Origin of the sequence: Nocardia arizonensis, from assembly GCF_001310275.1 — a bacterium.
Taxonomy (GTDB): domain Bacteria; phylum Actinomycetota; class Actinomycetes; order Mycobacteriales; family Mycobacteriaceae; genus Nocardia; species Nocardia arizonensis.
In genome coordinates this window covers 45,143-61,721 of sequence record NZ_LGYZ01000011.1, presented here as the reverse complement: position 1 = coordinate 61,721, position 16,579 = coordinate 45,143, and the positions used below count along the sequence as shown (strand labels likewise).

Genomic DNA, 16,579 nt, shown 5'->3' with positions numbered 1-16,579 from the left:
TAACTTTTGCGTCGCCCTTATTTCTGGACGTCGTCCTCGGCGAGGATGCGGTAGAGCGAGCGGCGAGCCTCGGTGAGCACCTCGGCGGCCTTGCCCGCCTGTTCGGGCGTGCCCGCGGCCGCGACCTGCGCCACCGCACCCATCAGCTGACCGACGAGTCCGCGCAGGTCGATGGCCTGTTCGCCGACGTCCTCCTTGACATCGGCCCAGGGATCGCCCAGGTCTTCCTTGTTGGCGGCGATGTACTCGGTGCCGGTCTCGGTCAACTTCGCGGTCTTGCGCCCCGCGACCTTGTCGATGATCACCAGACCCTCGTCCTCGAGCTGGGCGAGCGCCGGGTAGATCGATCCGGGGCTTGGCCGCCAGACGTCGTCACTGCGCTCACGGATCTGCTGAATCAACTCGTAGCCGTGCATCGGCCGTTCGGCGAGCAGCAGCAGGACCGCGGCGCGTACGTCACCGCGGCGTCCGCGACCGCCGCGCCCCCGGCCGCGGCCGAAATGCGCGCCCGGGCCGAAGCCCGGCCCGAATCCGGGGCCGAAGCCGTGCCCGAATTCCGAACCGAAGCCCGGACGTCCGCCGCGGCGGTGACCGCCGTGCCGGTCCTGACCCGATTCCGCGCCGCCGGGTCCGCGCCTGCGACCGCGCCATCCCGAATCTCGATTCTCCATGTACTTCATGTCTGCCTCCTCGGGCGTCTTCCATGTTCTGATCACACTATCGACGATATATCGACAATGCATCTAACACAAGGAGAGGCGCCGGTATTCCTCCCCCTCGGACTACGCGGACTCGACGAGGAGCGTGTCGACACGGGTCGCGAGCGCTTCGCCCGCGACCCGCAGCGGCTCCCCCGAGCGCAGCGTCCGTGCCAGGATGAACGCGCCCTCCAGGGCGCACAGGATCGCCATGATCAGGTCGCGGGCCGCGCCTCGGGACAGTCCGCGACCCGCGAGGTAGTCCGTGCCGACCGCGATCCACGACTCGATCACCTCCGCCGCGACAACGCGCAGATCCGGTTCACTGTCGGCGATCTCCCCCGCAACCGTGCCGACCGGGCACATGTTCATCCAGCCGCTGCTCTCGATCTGTTCGGCGGCCGCGGCGAAGGCGGCGGGAACGGCCTCGCGCAGATCGTCGTACGGATCCATCAGCAGGGGCAGCAATTGGATGTACGCCGCACCCGATGTGCGCAGAGCCTGGGCCGCGAGCTGGGGCTTGCCCTCGGGAAAGTGGTGGTACAGCGACCCCATCGGCGCACCGGCGGCGAGGGTGATCTGTTTGACGGTGGTCGCGGCATATCCCTGCCTACGCAGCAGTTCCGCCGTGGCCGTGGCCAGGCGTTCGCGGGTACCGGTTGACATCGGCTCGGTCATTCTCCCAGAATAGAGCAAACGCTCTAGAGCAATCGCTCGAACGGAGGTTCCCCTCATGCCGACCGTCGAACTCACCGCGGGTCGCATCCACTACCTCGACCAGGGCGAAGGTCCGCCCGTGGTCCTACTGCACGGCCTGTTCATGAACCACACGCTCTGGGACACCGTGCTGGACCGGCTGCCCGGCGGCTTCCGCTACCTGCGCCCGGACCTGCCGCTCGGCGCACATCCCGAACCCATGCGCGACGGCGCGGACCTGACATTGCACGGGCTCAACCGCCTCGTCGCCGAATTCCTCGCGGCGCTCGACCTGCGCGGGGTCACCCTCGTCCATTCGGACTGGGGCGGCGCCCTCTTCCTCACCTCCTACGGCCTCGACGAACGGGTCGCGCGGCTCATCGTGCTGCCCTGCGAGGCATTCGACAACTTCCCACCCGGCCTGCCCGGCCGCACCGCGACCCTCGCCAGTCGCCTGCCCGGTGGTGTGTGGATGGCGTTGCGCCAGTTGCGCATTCGATGGCTGCGCGAGACACCGCTGCTGTTCGGGTGGATGGCCGAACGACCGCTGCCCGATGACCTGGTGCGCGGCTGGACCGAACCGGGGCTGCGCGACCCGCTGATCCGCCGGGATCTGCTGTCCTACGCCAGATCCGGCTTCCCGGCAGCCGAACTCGTCGCGCACACCGAGGCACTGCGGCGATTCGAGGGCGAGGCGCTGATCCTGTGGTCCTCGGCGGGCAAGGTCATGCCGCGCGAGCACGGCCGTCGTCTGGCCGAGCTCGTTCCGCGCGCCCGACTGGTCGAAATCGAGGACGCCTACGTCCTTTCCATGCTCGACCGACCCGATGCCGTGGCCACCGCCATGTCGGCATTCCTGACCGGTGAACACGTGGGCGGCCCGCGCTGATCACTCAGCCGATGTCGACCGGGTCCACCTGCACCCGCAGCGGCGCGTCGGACCGGTGGGTGCTGCGCACGGCCAACGCGCCACCGAGCGCCCGGGAAAGCGCCGCGCCGTGCCGACGGTCCACACGCAGGATCATCCGCTCCACCTCCGCCGGGGAATCGCCCGCGAACGGCTTGCGGGCGAACGGCGGCAGCGGCACAGGTCCGAGCACTTCGACATCGGCGGGCAGCGCGGCCGCGGTCAGCAGTTCATCGATCGCCTCGGTCGCGCCGTCCACCGCGACCAGGCGCACGGCGGGCGGGAATCCCACCTCGGCGCGCGCATCGACCTCGGCGCGGGCGTGACCGACCGGATCCCAGCGCACCAGCGCCTGCACGGTCGAAATGGACGGTTCGGCCATCACGATCACCTGACCGCGGGCGCGCACCAACGCCGCCGCGCCCATCCAGCGCCGCAGCGTGTCCTCGCCCGCGCGCAGATCGGCGCGCCCGAGCAGCGCCCAACCGTCCAACAGCAGCGCGACCCCGTACCCGCCGCGCACCGTGGGCTCGGCGCCGACGGTGGCGACCACGACCTGCGGACCGGGCTCGACGCTGTCGAGCAGCGCGCCACCGCTAGAGCCGCGGATCGGCACCCCGGGAAAGGCCCGTCCGAGTTCCTCGGCGGTACGCACCGCGCCGGTCACCACCGCGCGCAACGCCCGCGATGCACAGACCGGGCACCGGAAGGCCGCCTCGGTGACACCGCACCAGCGGCAGGCCGGGCTGTGCGCCTCGTTCGGATCCGCCCGGCCGCGTCCATCCGGCAAGGCCAGCGGACCGTTGCAGTGACGGCAACGCGCAGGCGTCCGGCATTTCGCGCAGGCCAGCGCGGGCACGTACCCGCGCCTTGGCACCTGTACCAGGACCGGCGCGCCCTCCTTCAGTGCGGCCCGCGCCGCGGCGAAGGCCACCCCGGGTATGCGAATGGCCCTGGCGATCGGATCGCGTTCCAACGCGAAGTCCGAATCGCCCGGCGCGCTGATCCGCGGCGTATGCGAGCGCAACGTCGCGCGGTCGGCGACCAGGTCGTGGGCCCAGCCGCTGTCGACCACCGCCTGTACCTCCGCGGTGCGGGCGTATCCGGCGGCGACGAAGGCGGCGCCGGTCTCGTGCGCGCGCAGCATGGCGACCTCACGCGCGTGCGGATACGGCGCGCGGGGTTCGGCGTAGGTATCGTCGCCGTCGTCCCATATCGCGAGTAGTCCGAGGTCGACAGCGGGAGCGAAGACCGCGGCGCGCGTGCCGACCACCACCCGCGCGGTGCCGCGCAGCACGGCGAGCCAGCGGCGGTAACGCGCGGCCGGACCGAGCCCCGCCGACAAGCCCACCGCCGAATCACCCACCAGGGCGGCACATTCCGCGAGCACCCGATCGAGGTCGCGCTGGTCGGGAACCAGGATGACGGCGCTGCGTCCGGTGGCGGCCACGGTCGCGGCGAGTTCGGCCAGCCGCCGGGCCCAATCCTCCCCCGGCAGCGCCTGCCAGGCGGCCCGCACGCCGCGCCCCCGGGACAACGCGGTGACGAACGCGGCCCCGTGAACGTAACGACGCCACGAATCGAGCACATCAGGCGTTACTGTCCAGGACGGTAGTTCCGGGGACGGCGAGGCGGTGTCCGCCAGGGTGCTGGATACCTTGTCCGCGGCGAACTCGGGAGCGGCACTCCGGTCGTCCGCGATATCCGTGAAATCCTCGCCATCCACGCTGTCTCCGCAGGTGGAAGCTGCTTCCGACACGGGTCGCGCGGAGTTGCCGGACGGCACGGCCGGTGCGGACACGGTGTCGGAATCCTCTGCCGCACTGCCGGATTCGGCACATTTATCCGCCTCGGCCGCATTCGCGGACCGGGCGGACCTCGTGGCAGGCCCGCCGTTCTCGGTGCGCGCGTGTCGCGGCGGAATGGCCAGGCGCAGTACGTCGGCGCGGGTGCCCGCGTAGCGCTGCGCTATCGCGACGGCGAGATCCAGGATCTCCGGGGTGAGTACCCGCTCGGCCGAGACCACCCGTTCCAGGCGCACGAGTTTGCCGGTGTGGTCGCTGCGGGCCAGCCGTCGCAGCAGATAGCCGTCGACGAGCCGACCGGCGAACCGGACGCGGACGCGGACGCCGGGCCGGGCCATCTCGTCGAACTTCGCGGGCACGAGATAGTCGAAATCACGATCCAGATGCGCGGGCGACAACAGCGGCAGCACCCGCGCGATGGGCAGGTCGGCGGCGATGTCAGGAGACGAGGCCGCCGTGTCCGGGGACGCGCTGTCCCCGGACACGGCGGCGCTCGTCTGTGCGCGCCGAGTCACGCGGCGGCAACCCGGAATCGCACGGGGCCGTCAGAGACCGACGGCGGCGCGCAGCTTGTCCGCGCGGTCGGTGCGCTCCCACGGCAGGTCGATATCGGTGCGGCCGAAGTGGCCGTAGGCGGCGGTCGGCGCGTAGATCGGGCGCAGCAGATCGAGATCGCGGATGATCGCGCCGGGACGCAGGTCGAAGACCTCGGTAATGGCCGAGGAGATCCGAATCGGATCCACCTTCTCGGTGCCGAAGGTCTCCACGAACAGGCCGACCGGGGCCGCCTTGCCGATGGCGTAGGCGACCTGGACCTCCACACGGTCGGCGAGACCGCCCGCGACGACGTTCTTGGCGACCCAGCGCATGGCGTAGGCGGCCGAGCGGTCCACCTTCGACGGGTCCTTGCCGGAGAAGGCGCCGCCGCCGTGCCGGGCGAAACCGCCGTAGGTGTCGACGATGATCTTGCGGCCGGTCAGACCGGCGTCGCCCATGGGTCCGCCGAGGACGAATTTGCCCGTCGGGTTGACCAGCAGGCGGATGGCGGAGGTGTCCAGCGTGGGCAGATCCAGATCGGCCAGCACCGAGTCGACGACCTTCTCGCGAATATCGGGCGCGAGCAGGTTGTCGAGATCGATATCGGCGGCATGCTGGGTGGAGATGACGACGGTGTCGAGGCGGACCGCGCGATCACCGTCGTATTCGATGGTGACCTGGGTCTTGCCATCGGGGCGCAGATAGGGCAGCACACCCGACTTGCGGACCTCGGTGAGCCGCCGCGACAGGCGATGCGCGAGCGCGATGGGCAGCGGCATGAGCTCGGGGGTGTCGACGGTGGCGAAGCCGAACATCAGGCCCTGGTCGCCCGCGCCCTGCTTGGCGATCTCGTCGTCCTCACCGCCGACCCGCGCCTCGTGCGAGGTGTCGACGCCCTGGGCGATATCGGGCGACTGGGCGCCGATCGCGATGTTCACACCGCAGGAGTTGCCGTCGAAACCCTTTGCCGACGAGTCGTATCCGATCTCGAGAACCTTCTCGCGGACGATTCGCGGGATATCCGCGTACGCGGAGGTCGTGACCTCGCCCGCGACGTGGACCTGGCCGGTGGTCACCAGCGTCTCCACCGCGACCCGGCTGCGCGGATCCTGCGTCAGCAACGCGTCGAGGATGGAATCGCTGATGGCGTCACAGATTTTGTCCGGATGACCCTCGGTCACGGACTCACTGGTGAATAGGCGGCTGCCAGACGTGCGCACAGTTGTTCCCTCTCCCTCAACGGGTTTCTCGTATCTGCCGGACCACGACAGTAGTGCCCGGCACCACTGCGCAACCCTCGACCTCAGACTATTCCAAACCACCGACGTGTTGGCGTGGCTCCCGGACGCCGACACACCGACCGCGCGTCTCCACTGTCCCAAACGACGAGCCGATTCAGGCCGAAAGCGCCGAACACGGACCGGACTCGCGGAACGGACTCGCGGTGCGGTCCGGTGTGCCGCGAGTACGGATCAGGCCCGCAGCAGCGGCCCGAGCGCGTCCAGAACCCGGCTGGCGAGCAGCGCCTTGGAGCCGTGATCGAGCGACTGTTCGGTGCCGTCGGCGCCGAGTAACCAGCCGTCGTTGGTGTCGACCTCGAATGCCTTTCCCTCGCCGACCGCGTTGACCACCAGCAGATCACAGCCCTTGCGCGCGAGTTTGGCGCGCGCGTGGGTCAGGACGTCGCCCTGTTCGTCACCGGTCTCCGCGGCGAATCCCACGATGGCGGTGCCCGGCAGTTGACCGTCGCGTCTGGCCTGCACCAGACCGGCGAGAATGTCGTCGGTCTTGGTCAGCGCGATGACGTCGGGTTCGCCCGCGCCCTTCTTGATCTTGGCGGCGGCCACATTGGTGGGACGGAAATCCGCGACCGCCGCGGCCATGATCACCGCGTCGGCGCCGACGGCGTGCTTGTCCACCGCGGTCTTCAACTGTTCGGCGGTGGTGACGTGCACCAGTTCGACCGCCGCGGGCGCGGCCATCTCGATGGTATTGCCCGCGATGAGCGTGACCTGGGCTCCGCGCTGGGCGGCAACCCTGGCCAGCGCGTAGCCCTGCTTACCGGAACTGCGATTGCCGAGGAAACGCACCGGATCCAGCGGTTCCCTGGTACCGCCCGCGGTGATGACGACGCGACGGCCGACCAGATCGCGCGGTATGGCGTCGGCGCGTTCCCGCAACAGCATGACCAGCCCGAAGATCTCCTCGGGTTCGGGCAGCCTGCCCGGTCCGGTATCGGTGCCGGTGAGCCTGCCGGAGGCCGGTTCCATGACGATCGCGCCGTGCTCGCGCAGGGTTTCGACATTGGCCACCGTCGCCGGATGCTCCCACATCTCGGTGTGCATCGCGGGTGCGAACACCACCGGACATCGGGCCGTCAGCAACGTGGCGGTGAGCAGGTCGTCGGCGCGCCCGTGCGCGGCGCGCGCCATCAGGTCGGCGGTGGCGGGAGCGATGACCACGAGGTCCGCTTCCTGCCCCAACCGCACGTGCGGCACCTGCGGGACATCGGTGAACACATCGGTGTGCACCGGATTGCCCGACAGTGCCTCGAAGGTCGCCTTGCCGATGAACTGCAAGGCGGACTCGGTGGGGACAACCCTGACGTCGTGTCCGGTCTCGGTGAAGCGGCGGACGAGGGCACATGCCTTGTAGGCGGCGATTCCTCCGCCGACACCGACGACGATCCGTGTGGTCACTACCCCTCCGGGTGGGCTCTGCTCCCCGCGTGCGTGGGGAGCACGACTGACGCTCTTATTCGCCTTCGGAATGTTCGAGCAGATCGGAGTGGATCTCACGCATGGCCACCGACAGCGGCTTCTCCTGCAGACCCGGCTCGACCAGCGGGCCGACGTATTCGAGGATGCCGTCGCCGAGCTGGTTGTAGTAGTCGTTGATCTGTCTGGCCCGCTTGGCGGCGTAGATGACCAGCGCGTACTTGGACGACGTGCGCTCGAGCAACTCGTCGATCGGCGGGTTGGTGAGGCCGACCGGTGTGTCGTATGCGGGCACGGTCTTGGTGTCGCTCACTAGGGAGGCTCCTGCGGGTAGTCGTGGAACCGAGGGGACTCGGAACTCGGCGGGGCTCAGAACTCAGCGGTGCTCAGAACTCAGCGGTGCTCGGGACGGCGGATCGCGGCGAAGCGCGGCGCCTATCTCGAATTTGTGCTAACGAATAACGATACCAACTGCTCACAGGCGCTGGTCACCTCGTCGTTCACGATGACGGTGTCGAACTCGTCACAGGCCGCCAACTCGACCCTGGCGGTTTCCAGCCTACGTGCGATCACCTCGGGTGATTCAGTGCCGCGCGAGGTGATCCGGGAGACCAACTCGTCCCAGCTCGGCGGGGCGAGGAAGACCAGAATGGCCTCGGGAATGGCGCGGCGCACCGAACGCGCGCCCTCGAGATCGACCTCGACGAGCACGTTCTTCCCGGACCGCAGCGCATCGCGCACCGGACCCGCCGGTGTGCCCGATCGCTGCAATCCGCCGTGGATCTCCGCCCACTCGAGCAGCTCGCCCGCCTCGATCATGGCGTCGAACTCGTCTCGGGAGACGAACCGGTAATCGAGTCCGTCGACCTCCCCGGGCCGGGGGGCCCGGGTTGTCGCGGACACACTGAAGACCAGTTCGGGCAGGCGTTCCCGCACGCACCGCACGACCGTAGATTTGCCGACGGCCGAGGGGCCGACCAGTACGACCAGTCGGCCCTTCCGCGTGTGTTCGACCACCCTCGTGATCAGGCGTCGAAGTCGAACCGGGCCAACAGCGCCTTGCGCTGCCGATCGCCGAGTCCGCGCAGACGACGGGTGGGGGCGATCTCCAGTTCGGTCATGATTTCGGCCGCCTTGACCTTGCCGACCTTGGGCAGGGCTTCCAGCAGCGCCGATACCTTCATCTTGCCGAGGATCTCATCGGTCTCGGCATCCTTGAGGACACTCTTCAGGTCGGTGCCGCCACGCTTCAAACGCTCCTTGAGCTCCGCCCGAGCGCGGCGAGCGGCCGCCGCCTTCTCCAAAGCAGCGGCGCGCTGCTCGTCAGTCAGCTGGGGAAGGGCCACGGTTCCTCCGTCTCATCGTTCATTGCATCAACTACCGCCGGTAACCCGACAGTCTCAGCGACCGTACCCACGCCGTCCGCCAATTGCGAACCCACCCCCCAGGTCAGCGCATGATTTCGCATGCCGTAGTGGCGCGCGCCCCCGGATGCGCGCGATGCCCCGATTGCCGCGGCGATCACTGCGGCGTTCCGATGAAATACACTGCGACCAGGGGATTTTCAGGAAATCGGAACGATAGCGGAACAGTTGCGACGAGCCCGCCGGACGCGTTGGCTACCACACATGCGCCCTACCAGGAACTTTCCGGAATTTTTCCGCGTGTCGACGCGAACTCCCGCGTGTCGTATCGAACACATGTCCCATCGATGGCCCTCGACGCCGCGCCGGAACGGCCCGAACGCGCGCTGGAGGTCCGAGAACGGGTTACCCGCTCCCGCCGGACGACACTCCCGCGGAATCGACGTAGAACGGCGTCTGGACACGCGGCAAGACCGCCCCGGCGCAACAGGCGCCCATGCAACACAGTGCTGATGCAACACAGCCTGCCGCACTGACACATGGCGGACACTGGCGCGAACGCGTCGGGGGCGAAACCGGCCGCCTCGGAGGGCATGGAAATAACCCGGGCCTCGGCGATCGCGATGCCCGGGTGCGTATGGACGAAGGGACGTCAGCGACGCAGGAAGGCGAACTCGTCCTGCATCGCGCCGAGCGCGCCGCGCAACTCGGCTACCGACGGGCCCGCGCGCAGCACTTCCCGCGACACCGCGGGCACCACCGAGGCCAGTACCGCCTCGGGCACCAGCGCGCGAACACCGGCCGGACCGCCGCCTTGGGCTCCGACCCCCGGCATGAGGATCGGGCCGTTGAGTTCGGTCACATCCGGGGCCTCGTCCAGGGTGGCGCCGACCACCACACCCACCGAGCCGAAGGCGGCATCGCCATTGACCCGCGCCGCCTCGTCCACCATCGTCTGGGCGATCGTGCGCCCGTCGGCCGCCACCACGCGCTGCACCTGGCCGCCCTCGGGATTCGAGGTCGCCGCGAGGACGAACACCCCGCGGTCATTGGTGCGCGCCAGATCCAGAGCCGGGGTGAGAGACCCGAATCCGAGATACGGCGAAACCGTCACGGCGTCGGAGCCGAGTGGTCCGTCACCGAGCCAGGCGCGGGCGTAGGCGTCCATCGTCGATCCGATGTCGCCGCGCTTGGCGTCGGCGAGCACCAGCGTGCCCGTGGCGCGCAGAGCCGCAATCGTGCGCTCCAGCACCGCGATTCCGCCGGAACCGTACGGCTCGAAGAAGGCGACCTGCGGTTTGACCAGCGCCACCGCGCCCGCGAAGGCCTCGACGCAGATGTCGGCGAACCGCTCGACCCCCGCGACGTCCTCGGTCAGCCCCCAGGCCGCCAGCAGCGGCGGATGCGGGTCGATTCCGACGCAGACGGGACCGAAGCGCGCCGTCGCCTGTCGCAACCGGTCACCGAAGGTCGTCATGCCCATCGCCTTTCCACCGTGGTCGCCTTTCCTGCCGTGGCCGCGTGCGATTCAGCCACGCAGCACCGAATGCAGTTCCTGCAACGACCGCACGCCGAGGCCGCCGTTGATACTCGCCTCGATGCCCTGCACGGCCGCGGCCGCACCCTGCACCGTGGTGATGCACGGAATGTTCACCCCGACCGCCGCGGTGCGGATTTCGTAACCGTCGACGCGCGGACCGGAATTGCCGTACGGGGTGTTGAAGACCATGTCGATCTCACCGTCGCGGATCTGCTCCACGATCGAGGGACCGTCCTCGGCCGAAGTGGCCGGTTCGGAGTGCTTGCGCACCCGCTCGCACGGAATGCCGTTGCGGCGCAGCATCTCCGCGGTGCCCTCGGTGGCGAGGATACGGAATCCGAGATCGTGCAGCCGCTTCACCGGGAACACCATCGCGCGCTTGTCGCGGTTGGCGATCGAGACGAAGACCGTGCCCTCGGTGGGCAGCGATCCGTAGGCCGCGGCCTGACTCTTGGCGAAGGCGGTGCCGAAATCGGCGTCGATGCCCATGACCTCACCGGTGGACTTCATCTCCGGGGAGAGCAGCGAATCCACGCCGCTGCCGTCGGCACGGCGGAAGCGATGGAAAGGCAGCACCGCCTCCTTCACCGCGACCGGTGCGTCCAGCGGCACATGACCGCCGTCGCCCTCGGCGGGCAGCATGCCCTCCTTGCGCAGTTCGGCGATGGTGGCGCCCATGGTGATCCGCGCCGCCGCCTTGGCAAGCGGCACCGCGGTGGCCTTGGAGACGAAGGGTACCGTTCGGCTCGCGCGCGGATTGGCCTCGAGCACGTAGAGCACGTCGTCCTTCAGCGCGTACTGCACATTCAGCAGACCCTTGACGCCGATGCCCTTGGCCAGCGCGACCGTGGAGCGCCGCACCGCTTCGATATCGCTGCGGCCGAGGGTGATCGGGGGCAGCGCGCAGGCCGAGTCGCCGGAGTGGATGCCCGCTTCCTCGATATGTTCCATGACACCGCCGAGATAGACCTCCTCGCCGTCGCACAGCGCGTCCACGTCGATCTCGATGGCGTCCTCGAGGAAGCGGTCCACCAGCACCGGTCGGTCCGGGCTGAGCTCGGTGGCGCGGGAGATGTAGCCCTTGAGCGCGGTCTCGTCGTAGACGATCTCCATACCGCGACCGCCGAGCACGTACGACGGCCGCACCAGCACCGGATAACCGATGCTCGCGGCGATCCTCTTGGCCTGCTCGACCGTGGTGGCGGTGCCGTATCTGGGCGCGGGCAGACCGGCAGCGACCAGCACATCGCCGAATTCGCCCCGGTCCTCGGCCAGGTCGATCGCGGCGGCGCTGGTGCCGACGACCGGTACGCCCGCGTCGGTGAGCCGCTGCGCCAGCCCCAGCGGGGTCTGGCCGCCCAGCTGCACGATGACACCGGCGACCGTGCCGGACTCGCATTCGGCGTGATAGACCTCGAGCACGTCCTCGAAGGTCAGCGGTTCGAAGTAGAGCCTGTCGGCGGTGTCGTAGTCGGTGGAGACGGTCTCGGGATTGCAGTTGACCATGACCGTCTCGTATCCGGCCTGCGAGAGCGTCTGCGCCGCGTGCACGCAGGAGTAGTCGAACTCGATGCCCTGACCGATGCGGTTGGGCCCGGACCCGAGAATGATCACCTTCTCGCGTTCGCGCTGCGGCGCGACCTCCGACTCGGCGGCCGGATCGAGTTCGTAGGCCGAGTAGTGGTATGGGGTCTTGGCCTCGAATTCCGCGGCGCAGGTGTCGACGGTCTTGAAGACCGGGCGCACCCCGAGGCGGTGGCGCAGCGCCCGCACCCCGGTCTCGCCCGCGAGTTCCTGACGCAGCACGGCGATCTGGCAGTCGGACAATCCGTAGTGCTTGGCGCGGCGCAGCAGCGGTTCGTCCAGGACGGGAGCGTCGAGGATCTCGCGGCGCAGGTCGACCAGTCCGGCGATCTCGGCGACGAACCACGGGTCGATACCGGACGCCTGCGCGACGGCCTCGATGTCGGCGCCCAGCCGCAGCGCGCGTTCGACCTGGTAGATGCGCCCTTCGGTCGGGGTGCGCAGATCGCTCAGGATGGCCTCGATCGCGGCGTCGACATCGCCGTCCACCGGGGCCCACGGGCCGTCGTCGAGAGTCCAGAAACCCGCGGCCTTGGTCTCCAGCGAGCGCAGCACCTTGCCGAGGGCCTCGGAGAAGTTGCGGCCGAGCGACATCGCCTCACCCACCGACTTCATGGTGGTTGTCAGCGTCGGATCGGCGCCCGGGAACTTCTCGAAGGCGAATCGCGGCGCCTTGACCACCACGTAGTCGAGCGTCGGCTCGAAACAGGCGGGGGTTTCCTTGGTGATGTCGTTGACGATCTCGTCGAGGGTGTAGCCGATGGCGAGTTTGGCGGCGATCTTGGCGATCGGGAAGCCGGTCGCCTTGGAGGCCAGCGCCGAGGACCGCGATACGCGCGGATTCATCTCGATGACGATGAGGCGGCCGTCGGCCGGGTTCACCGCGAACTGGATATTGCAGCCGCCGGTGTCGACGCCGACCTCGCGCAGAATGGCGATGCCGAGATCGCGCATGCGCTGGTATTCGCGGTCGGTGAGGGTCATGGCGGGCGCGACGGTGACCGAGTCGCCGGTGTGCACGCCCATCGGGTCGACGTTTTCGATCGAGCAGACGACCACCACGTTGTCGCGGCCGTCGCGCATAAGTTCGAGCTCGTATTCCTTCCATCCGAGGATGGATTCCTCGATGAGCACGTTCGCGGTGGGCGAGGCGGCCAGACCGCCGCCCGCGATGCGGTCGAGATCGTCGTGGTCGTATGCCATGCCGGAACCGAGACCGCCCATGGTGAACGACGGCCGCACCACCACGGGGAAGCCCAGTTCGGCCACGGTCTCGCGGACTTCGTCCATGGTGAAGCAGACCCTTGACCGGGCGCTCTCGCCGCCGACCTCGGCGACGATGTCCTTGAACTTCTGGCGGTCCTCGCCGCGCTGGATGGCCTCGAAGTCGGCGCCGATCAGCTCGACGTCGAATTTCGCCAGCACACCGCGTTCGTGCAGGGCGACCGCGGTGTTGAGCGCGGTCTGGCCGCCGAGGGTGGCCAGGATCGCGTCCGGGCGTTCCTTCTCGATGACCTTCTCGACGAATTCCGGGGTGATCGGCTCCACATAGGTGGAGTCGGCGAATTCCGGGTCGGTCATGATGGTCGCCGGATTGGAGTTCACCAGCGATACGCGCAGTCCCTCGGACCGCAGCACCCGGCACGCCTGGGTGCCGGAGTAGTCGAATTCGCACGCCTGGCCGATGACGATCGGTCCTGAACCGATGACCAGAATGTGCTCGAGATCCTGGCGGCGAGGCATCAGGCTCCTTCCATGAGACCGGCGAAACGGTCGAAGAGATAGGCGGCGTCGTGCGGTCCGGCGGCGGCCTCCGGGTGGTACTGCACGGAGAACGCGCGGCCGTCGACCAGGCGCAAGCCTTCGACGGTGCCGTCGTTGGCGCAGACGTGGCTGACCTCGGCCCGGCCGAACGGGGTGTCGAACCGCTCCCCGCGCTCGCCCTCCAGCGCGAATCCGTGGTTCTGCGCGGTGATCGAGATGCGGCCGGTCTCGTGCTCGACGACCGGGATGTTGATGCCGCGATGACCGAACTTCATCTTGTAGGTGCCGCGGCCAAGCGCACGGCCCAGGATCTGATTGCCGAAGCAGATGCCGAACAGCGGCAGCCCGCGTTCGAGCACACCGCGGGTCAGCGCGACCGCGCCGTCCTGGGTGGCCGGGTCACCGGGTCCGTTGGACAGGAACACCCCGTCGGGCGCGAGTTCGAGGATCTGCTCGATCGAGGTGGTCGCGGGCACCACGTGCACCCGCATGCCGCGTGCGGCGAACATCCGCGGGGTATTGGTCTTGATGCCGAGATCGACCGCGACAACGGTGCGGCGGCGTTCTCCGGTCGGCTCGATGGTGTAGAGCGACTCGGTGCTGACCTCGCCGGCCAGGTCCGCGCCGAGCATGGAGGGCTGACCGGTGACGCGGGCGAGCAGTTCCTCGGCATCGCCCAGCGCCGGGCCGGAGAAGATGCCCGCCTTCATCGAACCGCTGGTGCGCAGGTGGCGCACCAGCGCGCGGGTGTCGACGCCCGCGATGCCGACCACGTCCTGGCGGCGCATCGCCTCGGGCAGGCTGGTGGTGGCGCGCCAGTTGGAGACGCGGCGCGCGGGATCGCGCACCACGTATCCGGCGACCCAGATCCGGCCGGATTCGTCGTCCTCGTCGTTCCAGCCGGTATTGCCGATCTGCGGTGCAGCGGCCACCACGATCTGACGGTGGTAGCTCGGATCGGTCAGCGTCTCCTGATACCCGGTCATCGCGGTGCAGAACACCGCTTCCCCGAGGGTCTGGCCGACGGCGCCGTAGGCGGTGCCGCGAAAGATCCGGCCATCCTCCAGAACCAGGGCAGCGGCGGCGGTTCCGCCCGTCTCGCTCATGTCTCGTCATCTCCCGTCATCGCCCTGGCCCACGCCGGGTACACCGTCTTGTCGTCACCACGGAAACCGGTGTCTATCTCGGTTCCGGTCGGCAGCTTCCAGCGAATTACCAGCACACCGCCTTCGGTCATCACCTTGCCCGCGTGCCCGCGCTCGGTGCGCACGGCGGTGATGGACTCCTGCGGAATCCAGATCACCGTGGCGCCGTCGCGTTCGAGCAGGATGCCGCGCTCGAAGCGCGTGAGTTCGGCCGTGGCGCGGAAACCCAGATCCCCCACGGCGATCCGGTCCTGCCAACTGGGCGCGACGGTGCTGCCCAGATACAGGCCGGTCGTCGGTTCGAGCACCTGCGCGCCCAGTTCCGCGGGCACCGTCGGCAGCTCGCCGATGCGTTCGGCCTGCCGGGCCGCGCGGTTGTGCCATCCGCGCCACATCAACCACACGCACAGCGCGAACAGCGCCAGCAGTCCGACCACCCACAGTGCTCTCTCCATTAACGACCTCCCACCGCCATGCCGTCGCGGACGGTGATCCGGCCGCGCAAGACCGTTGTCGTCACCTTCGCCGGGAACGTCATGTTCTCGAACGGGGTGTTGTTCGAGATGCTGGCGAGCTCGTCGGCGTGCACGGTCCAGCTCGCATGCGGGTCGACCAGCGTGAGGTTGGCGGGTTCGCCCACCGCGATCGGGCGGCCGTGCTCGTCGAGTCCGACGATCGCGGCGGGCCGCTCGCTCATCACCCGCGCGACTGCGCGCCAGTCGAGCAGTCCGGGCTCGACCATGGTCGCCACGACGATCGACAGCGCGGTCTCCAGACCGAGCATGCCCGGCCGCGCCGCGGCGAATTCGCAGCATTTGTCCTGCTCGGCGTGCGGGGCGTGATCGGTGGCGACACAGTCGACGATGCCCTCGGCCAGCGCGCGCCGCAATGCCTGCGCGTCGGAGCTCTCCCGCAGCGGCGGATTCACCTTGTTGACCGCGTCGTAGGTCTCGAGTCGTGAATCGTCGAGCAGCAGATGGTGCGGCGTGACCTCGGCGGTGATCGAAATCCCCTGGGACTTAGCCCATTTCACCAGTTCCACGGTGCCCGCGGTGGAGGCGTGGCAGATGTGCACGCGCGCGCCCGCGTCGCGGGCCAGCAGCGCGTCGCGGGCGACGATGGATTCCTCCGCCGCGCGCGGCCATCCGGCCAGACCGAGACGAGCCGCGGTCGGCCCCTCGTGCGCCACCGCGCCGACGGTCAGGCGCGGCTCCTCCGCGTGCTGGGCGATGAGCACGCCGAGTGAGTTCGAGTACTCGAGCGCGCGCCGCATGATCAGCGGGTCGTGGACGCAATGGCCGTCGTCGGAGAACATGCGGACGGCGCCGACACCCTCGGCCATCGTGCCCATCTCGGCGAGCTGCTCGCCCTTCAATCCGACGGTGACCGCGCCCACCGGGTAGACGTCGACGAGACCGACCTCCTGCCCGCGTCGCCACACATGATCGGTGACGACCACCGAATCGGCCACCGGATCGGTGTTGGCCATGGCGAAGACCGCGGTGTATCCGCCGCGGGCCGCGGCGATCGACCCGGTCTCGATGGTCTCGGTGTCCTCGCGGCCGGGTTCGCGCAGATGGGTGTGCAAATCGACGAAACCCGGCAGCAGGATCTGCCCGTTCGCCTCGATGACCTCGGCATCGGGCGCGGCGCCACGCTCCGCGCCTATCGCCACGATCACCCCGTCGCGCACCAGCACGTCGACCGGCTCACCCTCGCCGTACGGCCGCGCGTCCCTGATGATCAGATCACCCATGCCGCACTCCTTCGTGCTCGATCCGTGCGAATTCCGGCGCGCCACATGCCCGCACACGCGGTCGCT

Annotated in this window: 14 protein-coding genes; 1 reads left to right on the top strand and 13 read right to left on the bottom strand. The window is 69.0% G+C overall.

Annotated features, from left to right (window positions below):
• Positions 1 to 17 precede the first annotated feature (17 nt).
• The gene (locus APZ21_RS02160) at positions 18 to 671 is read right to left on the bottom strand and encodes a PadR family transcriptional regulator (RefSeq protein ID WP_054811539.1); all 654 of its coding nucleotides are present in this window, start codon (positions 669 to 671) and stop codon (positions 18 to 20) included.
• A 111-nt stretch (positions 672 to 782) separates the two neighbouring features.
• Positions 783 to 1,376 (bottom strand): TetR/AcrR family transcriptional regulator, encoded by a 594-nt coding sequence (locus tag APZ21_RS02155; RefSeq protein WP_082392752.1) that lies wholly within the window; start codon positions 1,374 to 1,376, stop codon positions 783 to 785.
• Positions 1,377 to 1,431: 55 nt separating this feature from the next.
• Here APZ21_RS02155 and APZ21_RS02150 point away from each other — a divergent pair, with 55 nt between their 5' ends.
• Positions 1,432 to 2,283, top strand: a complete 852-nt coding sequence (locus APZ21_RS02150; RefSeq protein ID WP_054811492.1) for an alpha/beta fold hydrolase — start codon at positions 1,432 to 1,434, stop codon at positions 2,281 to 2,283.
• A gap of 4 nt (positions 2,284 to 2,287) precedes the next feature.
• Here the strand turns inward: APZ21_RS02150 and APZ21_RS02145 are convergent, their stop codons facing one another.
• From APZ21_RS02145 to APZ21_RS02095, 11 genes are all read right to left on the bottom strand, one after another.
• Positions 2,288 to 4,543, bottom strand: coding sequence for a primosomal protein N' (locus APZ21_RS02145; protein WP_239476454.1), 2,256 nt, complete (start codon positions 4,541 to 4,543; stop codon positions 2,288 to 2,290).
• 108 nt (positions 4,544 to 4,651) lie between these two features.
• Positions 4,652 to 5,863, bottom strand: a complete 1,212-nt coding sequence (gene metK / locus APZ21_RS02140) for a methionine adenosyltransferase (protein WP_082392751.1) — start codon at positions 5,861 to 5,863, stop codon at positions 4,652 to 4,654.
• 252 nt (positions 5,864 to 6,115) lie between these two features.
• Positions 6,116 to 7,342 carry a bifunctional phosphopantothenoylcysteine decarboxylase/phosphopantothenate--cysteine ligase CoaBC gene (gene coaBC / locus APZ21_RS02135; RefSeq protein ID WP_054811490.1) on the bottom strand — a complete coding sequence of 409 codons (1,227 nt, stop codon included), beginning with the start codon at positions 7,340 to 7,342 and terminating at the stop codon, positions 6,116 to 6,118.
• Positions 7,343 to 7,397: 55 nt separating this feature from the next.
• The gene (rpoZ, locus tag APZ21_RS02130; protein WP_040708326.1) at positions 7,398 to 7,673 is read right to left on the bottom strand and encodes a DNA-directed RNA polymerase subunit omega; all 276 of its coding nucleotides are present in this window, start codon (positions 7,671 to 7,673) and stop codon (positions 7,398 to 7,400) included.
• Positions 7,674 to 7,795: 122 nt separating this feature from the next.
• Positions 7,796 to 8,377: a guanylate kinase gene (gene gmk, locus APZ21_RS02125; RefSeq protein WP_054811489.1), complete on the bottom strand. Its 582-nt coding sequence runs from the start codon at positions 8,375 to 8,377 to the stop codon at positions 7,796 to 7,798.
• 8 nt (positions 8,378 to 8,385) lie between these two features.
• Entirely contained in the window at positions 8,386 to 8,706 is a 321-nt protein-coding gene (gene mihF, locus APZ21_RS02120; protein WP_040708330.1) for an integration host factor, actinobacterial type, read from the bottom strand.
• A 670-nt stretch (positions 8,707 to 9,376) separates the two neighbouring features.
• A complete protein-coding gene (pyrF, locus tag APZ21_RS02115) occupies positions 9,377 to 10,201 on the bottom strand; it encodes an orotidine-5'-phosphate decarboxylase (protein WP_054811537.1) in 825 nt (274 codons plus the stop codon).
• A 51-nt stretch (positions 10,202 to 10,252) separates the two neighbouring features.
• Entirely contained in the window at positions 10,253 to 13,591 is a 3,339-nt protein-coding gene (gene carB, locus APZ21_RS02110) for a carbamoyl-phosphate synthase large subunit (RefSeq protein ID WP_054811488.1), read from the bottom strand.
• Positions 13,591 to 14,718: a glutamine-hydrolyzing carbamoyl-phosphate synthase small subunit gene (gene carA / locus APZ21_RS02105; protein ID WP_054811487.1), complete on the bottom strand. Its 1,128-nt coding sequence runs from the start codon at positions 14,716 to 14,718 to the stop codon at positions 13,591 to 13,593. The genes carB and carA overlap by 1 nt, the downstream gene beginning before the upstream one ends.
• On the bottom strand, positions 14,715 to 15,212 hold the full coding sequence (locus APZ21_RS02100) for a PH-like domain-containing protein (protein WP_054811486.1): 498 nt from the start codon (positions 15,210 to 15,212) through the stop codon (positions 14,715 to 14,717). The genes carA and APZ21_RS02100 overlap by 4 nt, the downstream gene beginning before the upstream one ends.
• On the bottom strand, positions 15,212 to 16,513 hold the full coding sequence (locus APZ21_RS02095) for a dihydroorotase (RefSeq protein ID WP_054811485.1): 1,302 nt from the start codon (positions 16,511 to 16,513) through the stop codon (positions 15,212 to 15,214). Before APZ21_RS02095 ends, APZ21_RS02100 begins: the two co-directional genes overlap by 1 nt.
• Between the last annotated feature and the right edge of the window lie 66 nt (positions 16,514 to 16,579).

What these genes read in the sequence shown, in the direction of transcription:
- APZ21_RS02160 (WP_054811539.1), bottom strand. Translation starts at nt 671, where the DNA reads ATGGAGAATCGAGATTCGGGATGGCGCGGTCGCAGGCGCGGACCCGGC.
- APZ21_RS02155 (WP_082392752.1), bottom strand. Translation starts at nt 1,376, where the DNA reads ATGACCGAGCCGATGTCAACCGGTACCCGCGAACGCCTGGCCACGGCC.
- APZ21_RS02150 (WP_054811492.1), top strand. Translation starts at nt 1,432, where the DNA reads ATGCCGACCGTCGAACTCACCGCGGGTCGCATCCACTACCTCGACCAG.
- pyrF (WP_054811537.1), bottom strand. Translation starts at nt 10,201, where the DNA reads ATGACGACCTTCGGTGACCGGTTGCGACAGGCGACGGCGCGCTTCGGT.
- carB (WP_054811488.1), bottom strand. Translation starts at nt 13,591, where the DNA reads ATGCCTCGCCGCCAGGATCTCGAGCACATTCTGGTCATCGGTTCAGGA.
- carA (WP_054811487.1), bottom strand. Translation starts at nt 14,718, where the DNA reads ATGAGCGAGACGGGCGGAACCGCCGCCGCTGCCCTGGTTCTGGAGGAT.
- APZ21_RS02100 (WP_054811486.1), bottom strand. Translation starts at nt 15,212, where the DNA reads ATGGAGAGAGCACTGTGGGTGGTCGGACTGCTGGCGCTGTTCGCGCTG.
- APZ21_RS02095 (WP_054811485.1), bottom strand. Translation starts at nt 16,513, where the DNA reads ATGGGTGATCTGATCATCAGGGACGCGCGGCCGTACGGCGAGGGTGAG.